Source organism: Acinetobacter sp. S4397-1 (genome assembly GCF_024129285.1).
GTDB lineage: Bacteria > Pseudomonadota > Gammaproteobacteria > Pseudomonadales > Moraxellaceae > Acinetobacter > Acinetobacter lwoffii_C.
In genome coordinates, this window is record NZ_JAMXXZ010000005.1 from 35,522 (window position 1) to 51,309 (window position 15,788).

A 15,788-nucleotide genomic window follows, 5' to 3' on the forward strand; every position below is an offset into this window, starting at 1 on the left:
GCATGTCCACACTTACCACTCTAAAAGAACTTCTTGCCAAGAAAATTCTCATTATCGATGGTGCGATGGGTACCATGATCCAACGTCATAAACTGGAAGAAGCGGATTATCGTGGTGAGCGTTTTGCAGATTGGGCACATGACCTCAAAGGTAATAATGACCTTTTAGTGCTGACCCAACCGCAAATTATTCAAGGTATTCATGAAGCCTATCTTGAAGCGGGTGCTGACATTATTGAAACCAACACTTTTAACGGTACGCGCGTTTCCATGTCGGATTACCACATGGAAGAGCTGGTGCCGGAGATTAACCGTGAAGCGGCACGTCTGGCCAAAGAAGCCTGCGCCAAATATTCAACGCCTGAAAAACCACGTTTTGTAGCCGGTGTACTGGGGCCAACCTCACGTACCACCTCTATTTCTCCAAATGTAAATGACCCTGCGTTCCGTAACATTACCTTTGATCAGTTAAAAGTAAATTACATCGAATCAACCAAGGCGTTGATTGAAGGCGGTGTAGACATCATCCTGATTGAAACAGTATTTGATACCTTAAATGCCAAAGCTGCCATTTTTGCAGTTAAAGAAGTGTTTAAGGAAATTGGCTATGAACTGCCAATCATGATTTCGGGTACGATTACCGATGCATCGGGTCGTACCCTGACCGGTCAAACAGCAGAAGCCTTCTGGAACTCGATGCGTCATGCAGAGCCGCTTTCGATTGGCTTTAACTGTGCACTGGGTGCAGATGCCATGCGTCCACACGTCAAAACCGTGTCTGACGTAGCCGATACCTTTGTATCTGCGCATCCGAATGCCGGCCTGCCAAATGCTTTCGGTGGCTATGATGAAACCCCGGAAGAAACTGCGGCATTCCTGAAAGAATTTGCTGAAAGTGGTTTGATTAATATTACTGGCGGTTGCTGTGGTACCACGCCGGATCATATCCGCGCCATTGCCCAGGCGGTTGAAGGTATTCGCCCGCGCCAGCTGCCAGAAATTGCACCTGCTTGCCGTTTAAGTGGTTTAGAGCCATTTAATATCACCAAAGATTCATTATTTGTGAACGTGGGTGAACGTACCAACGTCACAGGCTCGAAAAAATTCCTGCGTCTGATTAAAGAAGAAAACTTTACTGAAGCATTGGACGTGGCCCGTCAACAGGTGGCCGCCGGTGCACAGATCATTGACATCAACATGGATGAAGGCATGCTGGATTCACAGGGTGCCATGGTGCATTTCCTGAATCTGATTGCGTCTGAACCAGATATTTCACGTGTGCCGATTATGCTGGATTCCTCTAAATGGGAAATTATTGAAGCTGGTCTGAAATGTGTACAGGGTAAAGCGGTGGTTAACTCGATTTCCCTCAAAGAAGGCTATGACGAGTTTGTTGAACGTGCCCGCCTCTGTCGTCAATACGGTGCTGCCGTGATTGTGATGGCCTTTGATGAAGATGGTCAGGCTGATACCGCTGAACGTAAAAAAGAAATCTGTAAGCGTTCATACGATGTACTGGTCAATGAAGTCGGCTTCCCGTCTGAAGATATTATTTTTGACCCGAACGTCTTTGCCGTAGCGACCGGTATTGAAGAACACAACAACTATGGTGTGGACTTTATTGAAGCGACTGGCTGGATTAAACAGAACCTGCCAAATGCGATGATTTCCGGTGGTATCTCTAACGTCTCCTTCTCTTTCCGTGGTAACGAACCAGTACGTGAAGCGATTCATGCAGTATTCCTGTATCACGCGATTCAGAAAGGTTTGACCATGGGGATCGTCAACGCGGGTCAGCTGGCAATTTATGATGATATTCCTGCTGAACTGAAAGAAGCGGTCGAAGATGTGGTCATGAACCGCAATCAGGGTGAAAGCGGTCAGGATGCGACAGAAAAACTGCTGGCAATTGCTGAAAAATACCGTGGTCAAGGCGGCGCGCAAAAAGCTGAAGAGAACCTGGAATGGCGTAATGAAAGCGTAGAAAAACGTCTGGAATATGCGCTGGTGAAAGGTATTACCACCTATATCAATGAAGATACTGAAGAAGCCCGTTTAAAATCTGCACGTCCACTGGATGTGATCGAAGGTCCACTCATGGCGGGTATGAACGTGGTCGGTGACCTGTTTGGTGCCGGTAAAATGTTCTTGCCACAGGTGGTAAAATCCGCGCGTGTGATGAAACAGGCAGTTGCATGGCTGAACCCGTTCATTGAAGCCGAAAAAACTCAAGGTGAAGCCAAAGGTAAGATTCTGCTGGCAACCGTAAAAGGTGACGTACACGACATCGGTAAAAATATCGTGGGCGTGGTACTCGGCTGTAACGGTTATGACATCGTTGATCTGGGCGTAATGGTGCCTTGCGAGAAAATTCTACAAACCGCGATTGATGAAAAAGTAGATATTATCGGTTTATCGGGCCTGATCACGCCATCATTGGATGAGATGGTTTTTGTCGCCAAAGAAATGCAGCGTAAAGGCTTCAATATTCCATTAATGATTGGTGGTGCAACCACTTCTAAAGCTCATACTGCGGTGAAGATTGCTCCGCAATATCAAAATGATGGTGTGCTGTATACCGCTGATGCTTCACGTGCAGTCGGTGTAGCGACACAACTGCTTTCTGCGGAAATGAAGCCTCAACTGCTGGCGGACTATGCCGCGGATTATGAAAAAATCCGTACCCGTCTTGCCAACAAACAGCCGAAAGCGGCGAAGCTGTCCTATCAGGCTTCTATTGAAAATGGTTTTAAAATTGACTTCAACAAGAATGCCCCGGCAAAACCAAACTTCATTGGTTCACAAAGCTTCACCAACTATCCTTTAGAAACCCTCGTTGAGTATTTTGACTGGACACCATTCTTTATTTCCTGGAGTCTGGCAGGCAAATTCCCGAAAATTCTGGAAGATGAAATTGTCGGTGAAGCCGCGCGTGACCTGTTTGCTCAAGCCCAGGAAATGCTGCAAGACATCATCCAGAACAAACGTTTCGATGCACGTGCGACTTTCAGTCTTTACCCTGCGAACCGTACCGGTTCAGATACGGTTACTGTCATGGATGAAGCCGGTAAGGTCACTCATACTTTCGAACACCTACGCCAGCAGTCCGACAAAGTGACCGGCAAAGCCAACTACTCTTTGGCTGACTTTATTGCCCCTAAAGATGTAGCTCAGGATTACTTGGGCGGCTTTACCGTGTCGATCTTCGGTGCAGAAGAGCTGTCGCAGGAATACAAAGCCAAAGGTGACGACTATAATGCCATTATGGTTCAAGCCCTGGGTGACCGTTTTGCTGAAGCCTTTGCCGAGCATTTGCACCAGCGTATCCGTAAAGAGTTCTGGGGCTACCAAGCCGATGAGCAATTAACCAATGATGAATTGATCAAAGAGAAGTATGTCGGTATTCGTCCTGCACCAGGCTACCCGGCTTGTCCTGAACATTCTGAAAAAGCGCCATTGTTTGACTGGTTAGGTACAACCGACAAGATTGGTACGTACTTAACCACAAGTTTTGCAATGTGGCCACCTTCATCAGTGAGCGGTTTCTATTATGCCAACCCAGAAACTGAATACTTTAACGTGGGTAAAATCTCTGGCGATCAGCTGGAGGATTATGCGAAGCGTAAGGGCTGGACACTGGATGAAGCAAAACGCTGGTTAGCGCCGAATTTGGATGATTCAGTGAGTTAATCCACCTCGCCCCTTTCATCAAGGGGAAAAAATCCAGTTGAGATTTGAAAAGAAAATCCCCCTCAAATGAGGGGGATTTTTTATATTTGATCATCCTTCCTTATTTTAAAGGAGGTATTTCGTATATCAATTGAATTGCTTGAACCAAGCGCCTATTTGACCTTAGTTTTACGGATCATTTTATACAGCATGCCTGGCGATAAACGCGACACCCAGGTTCCTAGCACTTCTTTACGACCACCGACAACAACATATTCCTCGCCCTTCATTAAGGCTTTGACAGCTATTTGGGCAAACTCCTCGGCCTCCAAGCCATTTGCCGTCGCTTCATTATCAAAGCCCTGAGCTTTGCCTTCTCCATTCAGGGCATTAATCGACACATTGGTTTTCACAAAGCCCGGGAAAATCACCGAAACATCCACACCATCCTCCGCCACTTCAGCACGTAAACTGTTAGCCCACATATGAATCGCTGCTTTGGCCGCTGAATAAGAAGCACGGTATTGGGTTCCCAGCAGGCCGGCCACACTGGAAACAAAAACAATCCGGCCAGATTTTTGCTGTAAAAAAGTCGGCAATACAGTTTTGGTCAAAAACACCTGTGAGAAATAATCCACTTCCATAATGGCACGCTCAGTTTGCATGCTGGTATCCAAGATCAGCGCACGTTGACTCAGCCCGGCATTATTGATCAGCCAGTCAATCCGGCCTTTTTCGCTCAGGACCTGTTCATAGGCTTGGCGCACCTGGCTTTCATCAGTAATATCAGCAGTAATAGCAAGATGCTGGTCCGGATTAAGCAAACTGATACGGACTTTTTCCAGTTCTTCATAACGGCGTGCCGTCAATATGACCTGTGCCCCCTGCATCGCACACTCCTGTGCAATTGCTTTACCAATCCCCGAGGATGACCCGGTAATCCAGACGACCTTGTCTTTTAAATTTTCCAGCTGTGCCATTGAATCCCTCTTATCTTTGAAATATTCGCTGTGTATTTAGAGTTTGCTGCCCTTTAAATGGATTGCGCTATAAACCAGCTTGAGCAGATCAAGTATGACCAAGTTTCATACCGAAATCTGCGAGAGTTTTAACTCCATGAGCAAGAACCAAGCATCGCGTTGTTCATAGTGCAAGAGGACGAGTATATTTTTTGCCGCTATCTCTTGATGAGTCATTCATTTAGAACAACGCAACTTCATGCCTCATGTCTCATCTCAGCTATAAAATCTTGCGAGATATATCACTCACGTCGCAACCGTAAATAAAGGGTTAGCAAACCCTCACTTCATCTTCCAGAAATGCTAAAAAATGCTCGAAATAATGACTCATAGTATGCACATCATAGATGCTTCCCAGTTTATCAAAACGCTTATAACCGAGCTGCGTGGTTAAATTAATCACACCATTCAGGGTTTTATCAACTACCACATTAAATTTCAGGATACTTTTGGGCTGACGTACCAAATGGGTGACACCCTGATCCACTACTTCAATGAAAGCTTTTAAAGCCAGTGATACAGCATGCTGATTGCCGACTTTCATATCATAGGCATAACTGAGCAAGTCTGTCACCAGATGCGGTTCAACCGGATAATGTATAAAATAATCCCCTTCATTTTCATGCGTCAGGTCATACAAATAGTTAACCAAAGGCAGCAGCCGCTGATTGGCAAAAAATGAAACAGACCATGGCATATATTTATGAATGGTATCGAGAATCTGCTGAATCACCTTTTCTGACTCATGATCCTGTGAAGTGGACAGACGGGCAACCTGCCCAAAAACCTGTTCGATAATTTCACAGGCCATATCCGCCAGATTTTCTCCCAAAGGTTTGGCCAGGCTGATCTGATCTCCAGCATTTAACCGGGAATGAAGCTCTCTAAAACGGTGATGAGTTTCAGGCTGAAGTTGTAGATAAATGTTATAGCTCATCTGGGTCTCCTCATATCCGAGTCGTATTCTTGTCATTTGCGATGAGTCGCCTTTTATTCCGTTCTACCATAGGGCCATCAATCTCTCAAGCAGTCCGGTTAAAGTTTGCATCTGCTTGGACTGCCGCAGTCCTTATTTTTTTTGCTACAATAGCTACAATTTTTCATCTACTTTTGATCTGTTCGAACTATGACTGATTCAGCGCAAAATATTGCTACAACTTACGATCCGACTGAGATCGAGAAAAAATGGTACCAAACGTGGGAAGAGCGTGGCTATTTCAAGCCCTCTGAAAAAGGTGAATCATTCTGTATCATGATTCCACCGCCAAACGTCACCGGTAGCTTGCATATGGGTCATGGTTTTAACAATGCCATTATGGATGCCCTGACCCGTTATAACCGCATGTCTGGCAAAAATACGCTTTGGCAGCCAGGAACTGACCATGCCGGCATTGCCACCCAAATGGTGGTAGAACGTCAGCTCGGTGCAGAAGGTATCAGCCGTCATGATCTGGGCCGTGAAAAGTTCATTGAAAAAGTCTGGGAGTGGAAAGAACAATCAGGCGGAAATATTACGCATCAAATCCGTCGTCTGGGCTCTTCTGTGGACTGGTCACGTGAACGCTTCACCATGGATGATGGTCTATCCAATGCAGTAAAAGAAGTGTTTGTAAAATTGCATGAAGATGGCTTGATCTACCGCGGTAAACGTCTGGTTAACTGGGATCCAAAACTACAAACTGCGCTTTCTGACCTTGAAGTTGAGTCGGATAAAGAAGAACAAGGCTCACTGTGGCACTTCAAATATTTCTTTGAAGATAAGTCACTTCGTACCCACGATGGTAAAGACCACATCGTTGTTGCAACCACTCGTCCTGAAACATTGCTCGGTGATACAGCGGTTGCCGTTGCGCTTGATGATGAACGTTATGCGCACTTGGTAGGTCAAAACATCATCCTGCCAATTACTGGTCGTGCGGTTCCAATTGTTAAAGATGAATATGTCGACAAAGAATTCGGCACAGGCTGTGTAAAAATCACCCCTGCACACGACTTCAATGACTATGAAGTGGGTAAACGTTGCGAATTGCCAATCATCAACATCTTCAACAAAAATGCGGAAGTGTTGAGCGATTTTGAATACATCGCAAAAGCCGGTGAGCAAATTTCTAAAACCATTCCTGCCCCTGCAGACTACATTGGTTTAGAACGTTTTGAAGCACGTAAAAAATTGGTCGCTCAAGCAGAAGCGGAAGGCTGGTTAGACCAAATTCAACCGTACACATTGAAGCCACCACGCGGTGACCGTTCAGGTGTCATCGTAGAACCGTTATTGACAGACCAATGGTATGTGAAGATCGCGCCACTTGCCAAACCTGCCATTGAAGCGGTTCAAGACGGTCGTATCAGGTTCGTACCTGAGCAGTACAGCAACATGTACATGGCGTGGATGAACAATATTCAAGACTGGTGTATCTCGCGTCAATTGTGGTGGGGTCACCGTATCCCTGCTTGGTACGATGCTGAAGGCAATGTATTTGTGGGTCGTGACGAAGCTGAAGTACGGGCGAAAAACAACATCCCTGCTGACGTTCAGTTAAGCCAAGATGAAGACGTACTAGATACCTGGTTCTCATCTGCTCTTTGGACATTCTCAACTTTAGGCTGGACCGGCGATGCGAAAAAAGATGCTGAGAATTACTTCTTAAATACCTTCCACCCGACTGATGTACTTGTCACTGGTTTTGACATCATCTTCTTCTGGGTTGCCCGCATGATCATGATGACCATGCACTTCATGAAAAATGAAGATGGCACCCCACAAGTACCGTTTAAGACTGTATATGTACATGGTCTGGTACGTGATGGCGAAGGTCAGAAGATGTCTAAATCTAAGGGGAACGTACTTGACCCGTTAGATTTGATTGACGGTGTAGATTTAGAAACACTGGTACAAAAACGTACGACAGGGCTCATGAACCCGAAACAGGCAGCGAAGATTGAGAAATCAACCCGTAAAGAATTCCCTGAAGGGATTCAGTCTTACGGGACTGACGCGGTTCGTTTCACCTTCTGTGCGCTTGCCAACACCGGTCGTGACATCAAGTTCGACATGAAACGTGTTGAAGGTTACCGTAACTTTGCCAACAAGATCTGGAACGCAACCCGTTTCGTGATGATGAATGTTGAAGGTCAAACCATTGGTTCAGAAGCACGTCAAGACCTGTGGGAATTGCCTGAACAATGGATTGTCAGCCGTCTGCAAAAAGCGGAACAGGCAGTACAAACAGCATTTGCAACCTACCGTTTAGACCTGGCTGCACAAGCGATTTATGAGTTCATCTGGAATGAATACTGTGACTGGTATGTGGAACTGACTAAACCAGTTCTGAATGATGAAACTGTATCTGAAGAGCGTAAAGCTGAAGTGCGTCGTGTTCTTCTTTCTGTGATGGAAGCGTCTTTACGTTTGGCTCATCCTTTGATGCCTTATCTGACAGAAGAAATCTGGCAAACGCTTGCGCCGAAACTCAACATTTCTGGCGAAACCATTATGCTTGCGCAGTACCCTGTTGCTGACCAAGCGTTAATCAATGACCAAGCTGAAGCGGACATGCAATGGCTGCAAGGTTTGATTGGTGCGGTACGTAACATCCGTGGTGAAATGGGTCTAGGCAATGCACGCTTGTTACCTGTTCTACTTCAAAACACCACTGAAGCGGAAAAAGCACAAATCGCGCGTATTGAACCATTGTTTAAAGCATTGGCAAAAGTTGAAAGCATTACTTTCCTGGCGGATGCTGAACAACCGCCATTGTCATCGTCTTCTGTAGTCGGTCATGTGTCTGTATTCGTTCCAATGAAGGGCTTAATTGATCCTAAAGCGGAATTGGGTCGCCTACAAAAAGAATTAGACAAGGTTCAAAAACAGCATGACCAAATTTCGACTAAGCTTTCTAATGAAGGTTTTGTGGCAAAAGCGCCTGCGGCTGTGGTTGAAGGCGAGAAAGTGAAACTTGCTGAGTTTGCTGATCAGTTAGCGAAAATTAAAGCGAATATGGAGCAGATTGCAGCGCTTTAATGTGTTGTTATTTTGATCTAATATATAGTATAAAGGGCTGATTATTCAGCCCTTTATTATTTTTATGAAAGATAAATTCAACTTATTTTCAGTAGTTAGCTTTATTGCAGTAATTACTCTTTTAACTTTCACTCTAAAAGATTTTAATTTTTTCACTGATCTACTCATTTCACCTACATCTATACAAGAAAATAAAGTACCTCCCTCAAATATATTTCCTCTCATGCTCGGCACTCTATTACTAGGGTTTGTAATAGTTTTAATTTTTCGACCATTTTCAAATTATTTAGATAATTCAAAGAATACAAGCAAACTTAATGAATATTTTATTAAGAAAATGCAGAGTCTCGAAAAGGAAATTATTATTTTAAAAGATCAGAATCTCGCCTCAACCCTGCAAATTACAGAAAATGAGAAGAGAGAAATTTTAAAAAATTTAAAAACACAATTTGATGAAAACTTAACAACTGATCTTATTGTAAGCATAGAAAATAAAGTAAAAATAAAAAAATTAGAAGATATTACAGAAAAATCCTTTGACAGGATCAAGGATGAAATTTCTAGCCTTAATAGACGTGGTACGGTTAATCTATTTATCGGTATTACCTTAAGCTTATTAGGTGTACTTTATTTAATTTTAACCATGTCAAATACTATATATTTCACTGATATTGAAAAATTAATACCTTACCTTGTACCCCGAGCTTTAATGGTCATTTTTATAGAGTTTTTTTCTTTCTTTTTTCTAAATCTTTATAGAAAAAGTTTAGAAGAAATCAAATATTTTCAAAATGAATTAACAAACTTAGAGGCAAAATATTTAGGTTTAACACTTGCAAAAGAAAGTGGTAACTTTAAGTTGCTTTCAAATGCACTTGATCATCTATTAAAAACTGAAAGGAATTTCATTTTAAAAAAAGATGAAACTACTATTGAATTAGAAAAAAATAAAATTGAAGCACAAAGTTCAAATAGTACCATTCAGGCTTTAAAAGATATTATTTCATTTAAGAAATAACCCTCACCCCAGCCCTCTCCCATAGGGAGAGGGAGTTGTCATCTGATTTCATGCCTATGTGAATTCCACAATGGAGTTCCCTCTCCTGAGCAAGTTTTAAAGCACTGCTTTAAAACGAAGCGCAAGTGAGGGATAGGGAGAGGTCGTTTTAATTTTTTTTCATTATTAATTCTACCCCCCTTGCGGAACGTTGTTCCTCATCCCAAAAGAAAAGGGAGAAAAGCGTTAAAGCACGCCATGCTCCAACAACATCTCAAGCCCACTCTCTTTCCCCATAAAGCTCAGTCTTTGCTTTTCTGCTTTCAGCTGTTGCTTGACCGCAGACACATCCGCATCAATCTGCTTATACAAATCGGCAATATTCAGTTGTCCTTTCGACTTCTGGACTGCAATTTTGGCTTTATTTGACCAAACGAGAGAGTTAATCAACTCCTGAATCTGCATCTTTAATGCTTGGCTTTGCGCTTCCAACGCCTGTTGGTAAAACTTGACTTGCTCTGCGTTTAAACCCTTATTTGAACCAGTTTTACTTTGTTCCACTTCAAGCTGAAGTTTCAGTAAAAAGAATAAATCTTCCTGCTCATAGGCTTCATTGACATGTTGTAACAGTTCGGTCTTTTCAACTCTTTTAGATTCATCTAGCTCACGGTCAGGGTGAATAATCGAGGCAATTTTTAAATACACGGTTTTAAGTGACTGGTTTACTAACTTTTCGGCTTGCGCTTGTTTAGCTTGCTGACGCTTTAATTTGGCTTGCTCTTTTGCTTGTTGGTATTGGTCATTATTCCAATCTTCATCAGTGGGAGATTCAATATTTTCAGATTGATCAAAACTGTCTATATTTTTCTTTTTGGTTTTTTTCTTTGAATATTCATCTGCCTGTTGATAATAGGCATACATCTTTTCCACTTCATCTAACTGCTTTTGACTCAGCAAATGAGAACCTTGGAGTAAGCGAGCAAGCGTTTGGATTTTATCTTCCACCACAGCGCGATCTGACTTGCTTAAATCACAATAACTTAGGCTATTCCACAGTATCTGCATTTGCTCATACAGCGTGCTATATAACTCGCGATACGCAGGCATGAGCGCCTTTTGACTATAGACACGAATTTCATCTTTAGCAGTTTGCCATGCCAGCAGTAACCGCTTTTGTTGCTCAATCTGATCAATCAGCACATTCAGCTTTCTATGCTGGGGTGAGGCATCTAAAACAGCGTGTGGCGTAGTTTTTAACTCAAAAGACATGACATGCAAGAAAAACAGGACAGAGCGCTAAGTTTAACGCTTTTATACCTGAGCTGTATGCCCACACTCGGTACAAATATGCGCCCTATTTAGGCAGTTTTTGTTTAATATCAAGGAATCTATATGACAGGGCTTCCAGTCATCATTGTACTGAAAAGGAGATTCAGATGCCGACGCAAGCAGATTTAATCTTTAATCAGGAACTTGCCGCATGGGTGCAAGCGATTGGCTCTGTAATTGCAATTTTTGTAGCGATTAGTGTGCCCTTATATTTAAACCATTTGGCACAAAATCGTGATGATGCCCTGCAAGACAAGCAAAAACAGAAATACTTTGTCACCTTGCTCCCTACCCTATATCGTATTCGCCGTTATAGCTCTGAATTTATTCAACAAATGCAGTCACATCAGCAAAGTACCCAGAATATCCTGCAAACGCTGGAAACTGAATATCTGGAACTGATTCCAGTTTTTTCCAGGGAACTGCATATCTTTGTACATAGTCAAATTTATGACTCCAACCTGAATCAACTGGCATTTGAACTGTTTCATTCTGAAGAGATTCTGCAACAACATTTATTGCAGCCGCAGGATCAGAAACAGCTCAAACACCAAGCTTTACTCAGCAAGCATAGCCAGCATATTCACGATCTAAGTCATCAACTGATTATGCAGATTGAAAAAATTTATGCCCTACAGGATTAAACTTATTTTCAGTACTCGGTTAGATCAATAAACTCACTCAATAAAATTTATATTGCGATCTAAATCTGAAATTCGCTTTATTAAGTTAATGTTTTCTGTATTCAAAAGCTTACATAAACACAGAGCAAATAAACGTGTCAGATTGCTAGACTCTAAACCAATAATGAGATGCAGGGACAGCTTATATGGATTGGGCCACGATCTTTATCCACGATACCACCTGGGAATTTGCCACTGAAATTGTGGTGCGCTGTGTGTGTATGTTTATCATGATTATTCTATTTTTACGGCTGACCGGTAAACGTGGCGTACGGCAACTTTCGGTATTTGAACTGGCCATTATTTTGTCCCTCGGCTCGATTGCCGGTGATCCGATGTTTACCAAGGATCTACCCCTGATTCAGGCACTGCTCATTATGAGTATTATCATTGCTATGTACCGCCTGACCACATGGCTGATGATGAAGTACCAACCCTTTGAAGATTTGCTCGAAGGCAAACCGATTTATATCGTTGAAAATGGCAGATTGGTGGTCGAAGAAATCAAAAAAGGTAAAATGTCACATGATGAATTCTTTGCTGAAATGCGTCAGCAAGGTATCGAACATCTGGGACAGGTCCGTACCGGACTACTGGAAACAGATGGAAAGTTCAGTATCCTATTTTTTAAGCCAGAGGATGTTCGACCTGGCTTACCTCTTTTCCCCAAAACCTGTATGACCATTCAAGACGTGAAGCCAGAGCAGCTTTACGCCTGTATTTACTGTGGACAAGTTCAGCATCTTTCTCATGTAGAGCAGATCTGCCCACGCTGTACGAGCGCGGATTGGACAGAAGCCATGAACAGTTATCGCGTCACTTGAAGTAGACCAATATTTCAGATAAATTAAAAATTCTGATTATGGCTGACGCTCACAGAAAGGTCATGCTTGATTCATCATATGAACCACCCACAATGTCTAAAGTAAGATATAAAGTTGCCTAATTACAGCGCTTACTCAAATAAAAATTCTAAATTAAAACTTGTATTTCAAGCCTGTAGAAATTCTCAGGCTTTATTAAAGACATCTTCTCATCAAGGATATAGATATAAAAAATCCCACCAAGTGGTGGGATTTTTTTAAAACTTCAGCTTATCAATTAGAAGCTATATTTGCTCATTAAACCAATACGGTTATCTTTGAATTTTTCATTATTAAAGGTTTTACGCTCACCGTTGACATACTCAATACCGAACTCAAGTGGTTTAACTGGTGAATACACCAGGTTTAACCATGCTTGTTGTACTTCTTTGTTTGCAGTCTTATTGAGCTCTGCATAGTCTGAGTCTTTATCAGCAAACAATGCACCATAACCTAGTGAGGTTTTTAAGTTAGGTAAAATGCTGTAGGTTAAGCCCGTTTGTACCGCCCAAATTTCATTTTGCTCAATATGACGGTCATTTTCATCATCCATAAATGCAGCATTGGCATCGGTACCATACAAAATACCGTTTACACCTTTGGTATAGCTGACATCTAGCGTCGCTTTTAAAGGATCAAGCACTTGATACGTTGTACCTGCTGCTAGACCCCAACCTGTTTTACGCTTGTTGATATCTTCATCTTTATACACTTCAACTAAAGCACGCGCAGATGCATTACCTTTGTTGTCATCAAAGTTGTGTGCCAATTTAGCGGTTAGTGTTGGTGTGCTTGATTTAATATGTTCAACACTTACTTCTTTGCCTTCGGCATTTAATTTACTGTGTACAGCAGTTGATTTTGGTTTTTCTGCCGCCAGGAACAATTGTGTTGCCGGTGTCAAATCAAAACCATAACGAACCATTGGTATACGTGTAGTACCCCCACCGACGTTGGTGCTGAAGTCAATCATAAACGGGGCGTGATTTGACAAGAAGTTAGATTGGGTTTGACCAATCAACCAGTTTTCATAGGTTAAATATGCGTGACGTATACGGAATGAATCACTAGACCCTGCGAAATCGCTTTCAAGTTTACCGCCCACCTCTGCACCGTTGACATTGGTTTTAAAATCTAAGCCAATTCGTGTTGTTTTTGCTGTTGCGACGAGCTTGTCTCTGGTTTGACCATCGGTTTTAGCAACGTCAGAGAAATCTCCTGCTGAACCTTCAATGATATAGTTCGCATCACCACGAACGAAACCATATAGCTTCACTTCGGTATCTGATTTTGTAGCTAGCGCTTTCGGTGCAGCTGCTGATGGTTGGGGTGCTGCTTTAACCTGTTCAATCTGTACGGCTTGATTTTGCTGAACTTGTTGCTGCTGTACGACTAATGCTTTTAATGCTTCAATTTCTTGACGCAGCTGCTTAATTTCTTTTTGCTCTTGTGTTTCAGCATGTGCAACCGTCCCCATCATCAAGGTGGTTACTGCAACTGCTAATCCTTTAGCTAAAAACTTTCGTGTTAAAACTTGACTCATTACATTCTCCATATTGAACAAACGTTCATTGGCTTTGAAAGCTTGCTGATTCCCAAAAACCTAAACCGTGTTGAATATCTATAATTATAAACTGACTTATTTGATTATCTCGCGAGATAACTCCTGAACAATATGCAAGGTTAAACATCATCCTGATCACATCACCTGATTTTACTGGATTTACGTTTTAACCTGCCTATATAACAAGTCGTTTGAAAACATCAGGAATTTAACAATTTTTAACTCAGTTTGAAATCATTTTTATCTCATACTTTTAGCTAAAATATGTATTAACGACATTTTCAAAATATATTGATTATTTTTAATACGGATTTAATTGATGCTTTGCAATGATTAGGATTTCTGCGTTGTTCTGCACCACAATATGATCGGCCATAATAACAATACACTGATCCATGCAATATAGGTTAAATACTGGGTATAGCCCAGATAATCTCCTAATATCCCGCTCAGGCTATATAGGCCACCACTCACTGTGGCCATCACCGAAACTTGAAAAGTAAAATCCGTACCCGCCAGATGCTTGCGGCTGTATTGCATAATCAAGGTCAACATCACCACCAAAAGCATGGCAGACACCATATCTTCTGCGGCATTTACGGCATAAATGACCCAATGATTGATTGGTAGTTGCGCTTCATATTGTCCGGCTAACCAGGCATAAACCATCAGCGTCAATATTTTAACTATTGAAAAAACCAGCAGACTTCGCGGTCGAGACCAGTATTTCAGACACCAGCCCGCCAACCCTGCGCCGAGCAAGGCAGCAAAAGCCCCTAACATGGTCACGTAGATACCAATCTGGCTCAGGCTCAAGCCCATATCAACCATTAAAGGTTTTAATAAAGGCCCGGATAATCCATCGGCTACCTTAAAGGTGAGTAATACCAGCAGCCATTTAGCCAAGGTGGAGTCTGAGCAGAAATATCGAAAATAGGTTTTCATTCGAATTCGGGTCGAAGCCGGCACTGTTTCGGATACAGCTAAATGGTGCGAGGGTTCTTTAAATCTTAAAATCGGCAGTGTATTTAGAAAAACCAGTGCAGCCAAGAATAAAAAAGTGCTTTGCCATTGCAGTAAATCCAGAAACAGTAAAATGGCCCCGCCACCCACAATAAAACCCAGACGTGAGCCAATCACCTGAAAAGTATTGCCCCAATGCTGCTGTTCATTTTTCAAGATATTAACTGCCAGCGCATCGGTAGCAATGTCCTGAGTCGCACCAACCCCATTCATCAGCAGCAATGCGGTAAAAAAAGCCAGTAGATACAATGGCTGGTTTAAAGCCTGAATAGGTAAAAAAGACAGACCTATTAATACGGCAACTGACAGCAATTGCAGTGGAATAATCCAGCTTCGATAATGCCCTTGAGTTTTAACTCCGTAACGGTCAACCAGCGGTGCCCAGAAGACTTTAATCGACCAGGGCAACATGAGCAGACCAAAGCCCCCGATATGCGCCAAAGACACGCCCTGTGCTCGCAGAATCACGGGTAAGGCATGAGTCATAAACCCAACCGGAAGTCCCTGCGCCCAATATAGGGAAAACAATAAAATATAAGTATTCCGCATATTTAGACTAGGTCCCCGAAAGATAAAATGCACCAGAGGTATTAAAGAATGCTATATATTTTGCCAATGATC

10 protein-coding genes are annotated in these 15,788 nt (G+C 42.5%); 5 read left to right on the forward strand and 5 right to left on the reverse strand.

The features are described from left to right. The first annotated feature begins 2 nt into the window (after positions 1-2). Positions 3-3,689, forward strand: a complete 3,687-nt coding sequence (gene metH / locus NI467_RS04510) for a methionine synthase (RefSeq protein ID WP_253151199.1) — start codon at positions 3-5, stop codon at positions 3,687-3,689. Positions 3,690-3,841: 152 nt separating this feature from the next. Here metH and NI467_RS04515 read toward each other — a convergent pair whose 3' ends face one another. Further along, positions 3,842-4,648, reverse strand: a complete 807-nt coding sequence (locus NI467_RS04515) for an SDR family oxidoreductase (protein WP_253151201.1) — start codon at positions 4,646-4,648, stop codon at positions 3,842-3,844. A 310-nt stretch (positions 4,649-4,958) separates the two neighbouring features. Next, positions 4,959-5,624, reverse strand: coding sequence for a hypothetical protein (locus NI467_RS04520; protein WP_253151203.1), 666 nt, complete (start codon positions 5,622-5,624; stop codon positions 4,959-4,961). A gap of 189 nt (positions 5,625-5,813) precedes the next feature. Here NI467_RS04520 and NI467_RS04525 point away from each other — a divergent pair, with 189 nt between their 5' ends. Next, positions 5,814-8,708, forward strand: coding sequence for a valine--tRNA ligase (locus NI467_RS04525; protein WP_253151213.1), 2,895 nt, complete (start codon positions 5,814-5,816; stop codon positions 8,706-8,708). Positions 8,709-8,772: 64 nt separating this feature from the next. Then, positions 8,773-9,726 (forward strand): hypothetical protein, encoded by a 954-nt coding sequence (locus NI467_RS04530; protein WP_253151215.1) that lies wholly within the window; start codon positions 8,773-8,775, stop codon positions 9,724-9,726. 225 nt (positions 9,727-9,951) lie between these two features. On the opposite strand, the gene NI467_RS04535 is transcribed toward NI467_RS04530, so the two are convergent. After that, positions 9,952-10,974 (reverse strand): molecular chaperone DnaJ, encoded by a 1,023-nt coding sequence (locus NI467_RS04535; RefSeq protein WP_253151217.1) that lies wholly within the window; start codon positions 10,972-10,974, stop codon positions 9,952-9,954. A 167-nt stretch (positions 10,975-11,141) separates the two neighbouring features. Between NI467_RS04535 and NI467_RS04540 the strand changes: the two genes are divergently transcribed. Together NI467_RS04540 and NI467_RS04545 are read left to right on the forward strand one after the other, a co-directional pair. Continuing rightward, positions 11,142-11,678 carry a hypothetical protein gene (locus NI467_RS04540; RefSeq protein ID WP_253151219.1) on the forward strand — a complete coding sequence of 179 codons (537 nt, stop codon included), beginning with the start codon at positions 11,142-11,144 and terminating at the stop codon, positions 11,676-11,678. Positions 11,679-11,863: 185 nt separating this feature from the next. Beyond that, entirely contained in the window at positions 11,864-12,541 is a 678-nt protein-coding gene (locus tag NI467_RS04545) for a DUF421 domain-containing protein (protein WP_253151229.1), read from the forward strand. A 277-nt stretch (positions 12,542-12,818) separates the two neighbouring features. Here NI467_RS04545 and NI467_RS04550 read toward each other — a convergent pair whose 3' ends face one another. Then, positions 12,819-14,123, reverse strand: coding sequence for a DcaP family trimeric outer membrane transporter (locus NI467_RS04550; protein WP_151205927.1), 1,305 nt, complete (start codon positions 14,121-14,123; stop codon positions 12,819-12,821). Positions 14,124-14,477: 354 nt separating this feature from the next. Continuing rightward, positions 14,478-15,716: an MFS transporter gene (locus NI467_RS04555; RefSeq protein WP_151205926.1), complete on the reverse strand. Its 1,239-nt coding sequence runs from the start codon at positions 15,714-15,716 to the stop codon at positions 14,478-14,480. Between the last annotated feature and the right edge of the window lie 72 nt (positions 15,717-15,788).

Excerpts from the sequence above, each read along its gene's own strand:
- NI467_RS04555 (WP_151205926.1), bottom strand. The coding sequence starts at position 15,716 with ATGCGGAATACTTATATTTTATTGTTTTCCCTATATTGGGCGCAGGGA.
- NI467_RS04540 (WP_253151219.1), top strand. The coding sequence starts at position 11,142 with ATGCCGACGCAAGCAGATTTAATCTTTAATCAGGAACTTGCCGCATGG.
- NI467_RS04545 (WP_253151229.1), top strand. The coding sequence starts at position 11,864 with ATGGATTGGGCCACGATCTTTATCCACGATACCACCTGGGAATTTGCC.
- NI467_RS04530 (WP_253151215.1), top strand. The coding sequence starts at position 8,773 with ATGAAAGATAAATTCAACTTATTTTCAGTAGTTAGCTTTATTGCAGTA.
- NI467_RS04515 (WP_253151201.1), bottom strand. The coding sequence starts at position 4,648 with ATGGCACAGCTGGAAAATTTAAAAGACAAGGTCGTCTGGATTACCGGG.
- NI467_RS04535 (WP_253151217.1), bottom strand. The coding sequence starts at position 10,974 with ATGTCTTTTGAGTTAAAAACTACGCCACACGCTGTTTTAGATGCCTCA.
- metH (WP_253151199.1), top strand. The coding sequence starts at position 3 with ATGTCCACACTTACCACTCTAAAAGAACTTCTTGCCAAGAAAATTCTC.
- NI467_RS04520 (WP_253151203.1), bottom strand. The coding sequence starts at position 5,624 with ATGAGCTATAACATTTATCTACAACTTCAGCCTGAAACTCATCACCGT.
- NI467_RS04550 (WP_151205927.1), bottom strand. The coding sequence starts at position 14,123 with ATGAGTCAAGTTTTAACACGAAAGTTTTTAGCTAAAGGATTAGCAGTT.
- NI467_RS04525 (WP_253151213.1), top strand. The coding sequence starts at position 5,814 with ATGACTGATTCAGCGCAAAATATTGCTACAACTTACGATCCGACTGAG.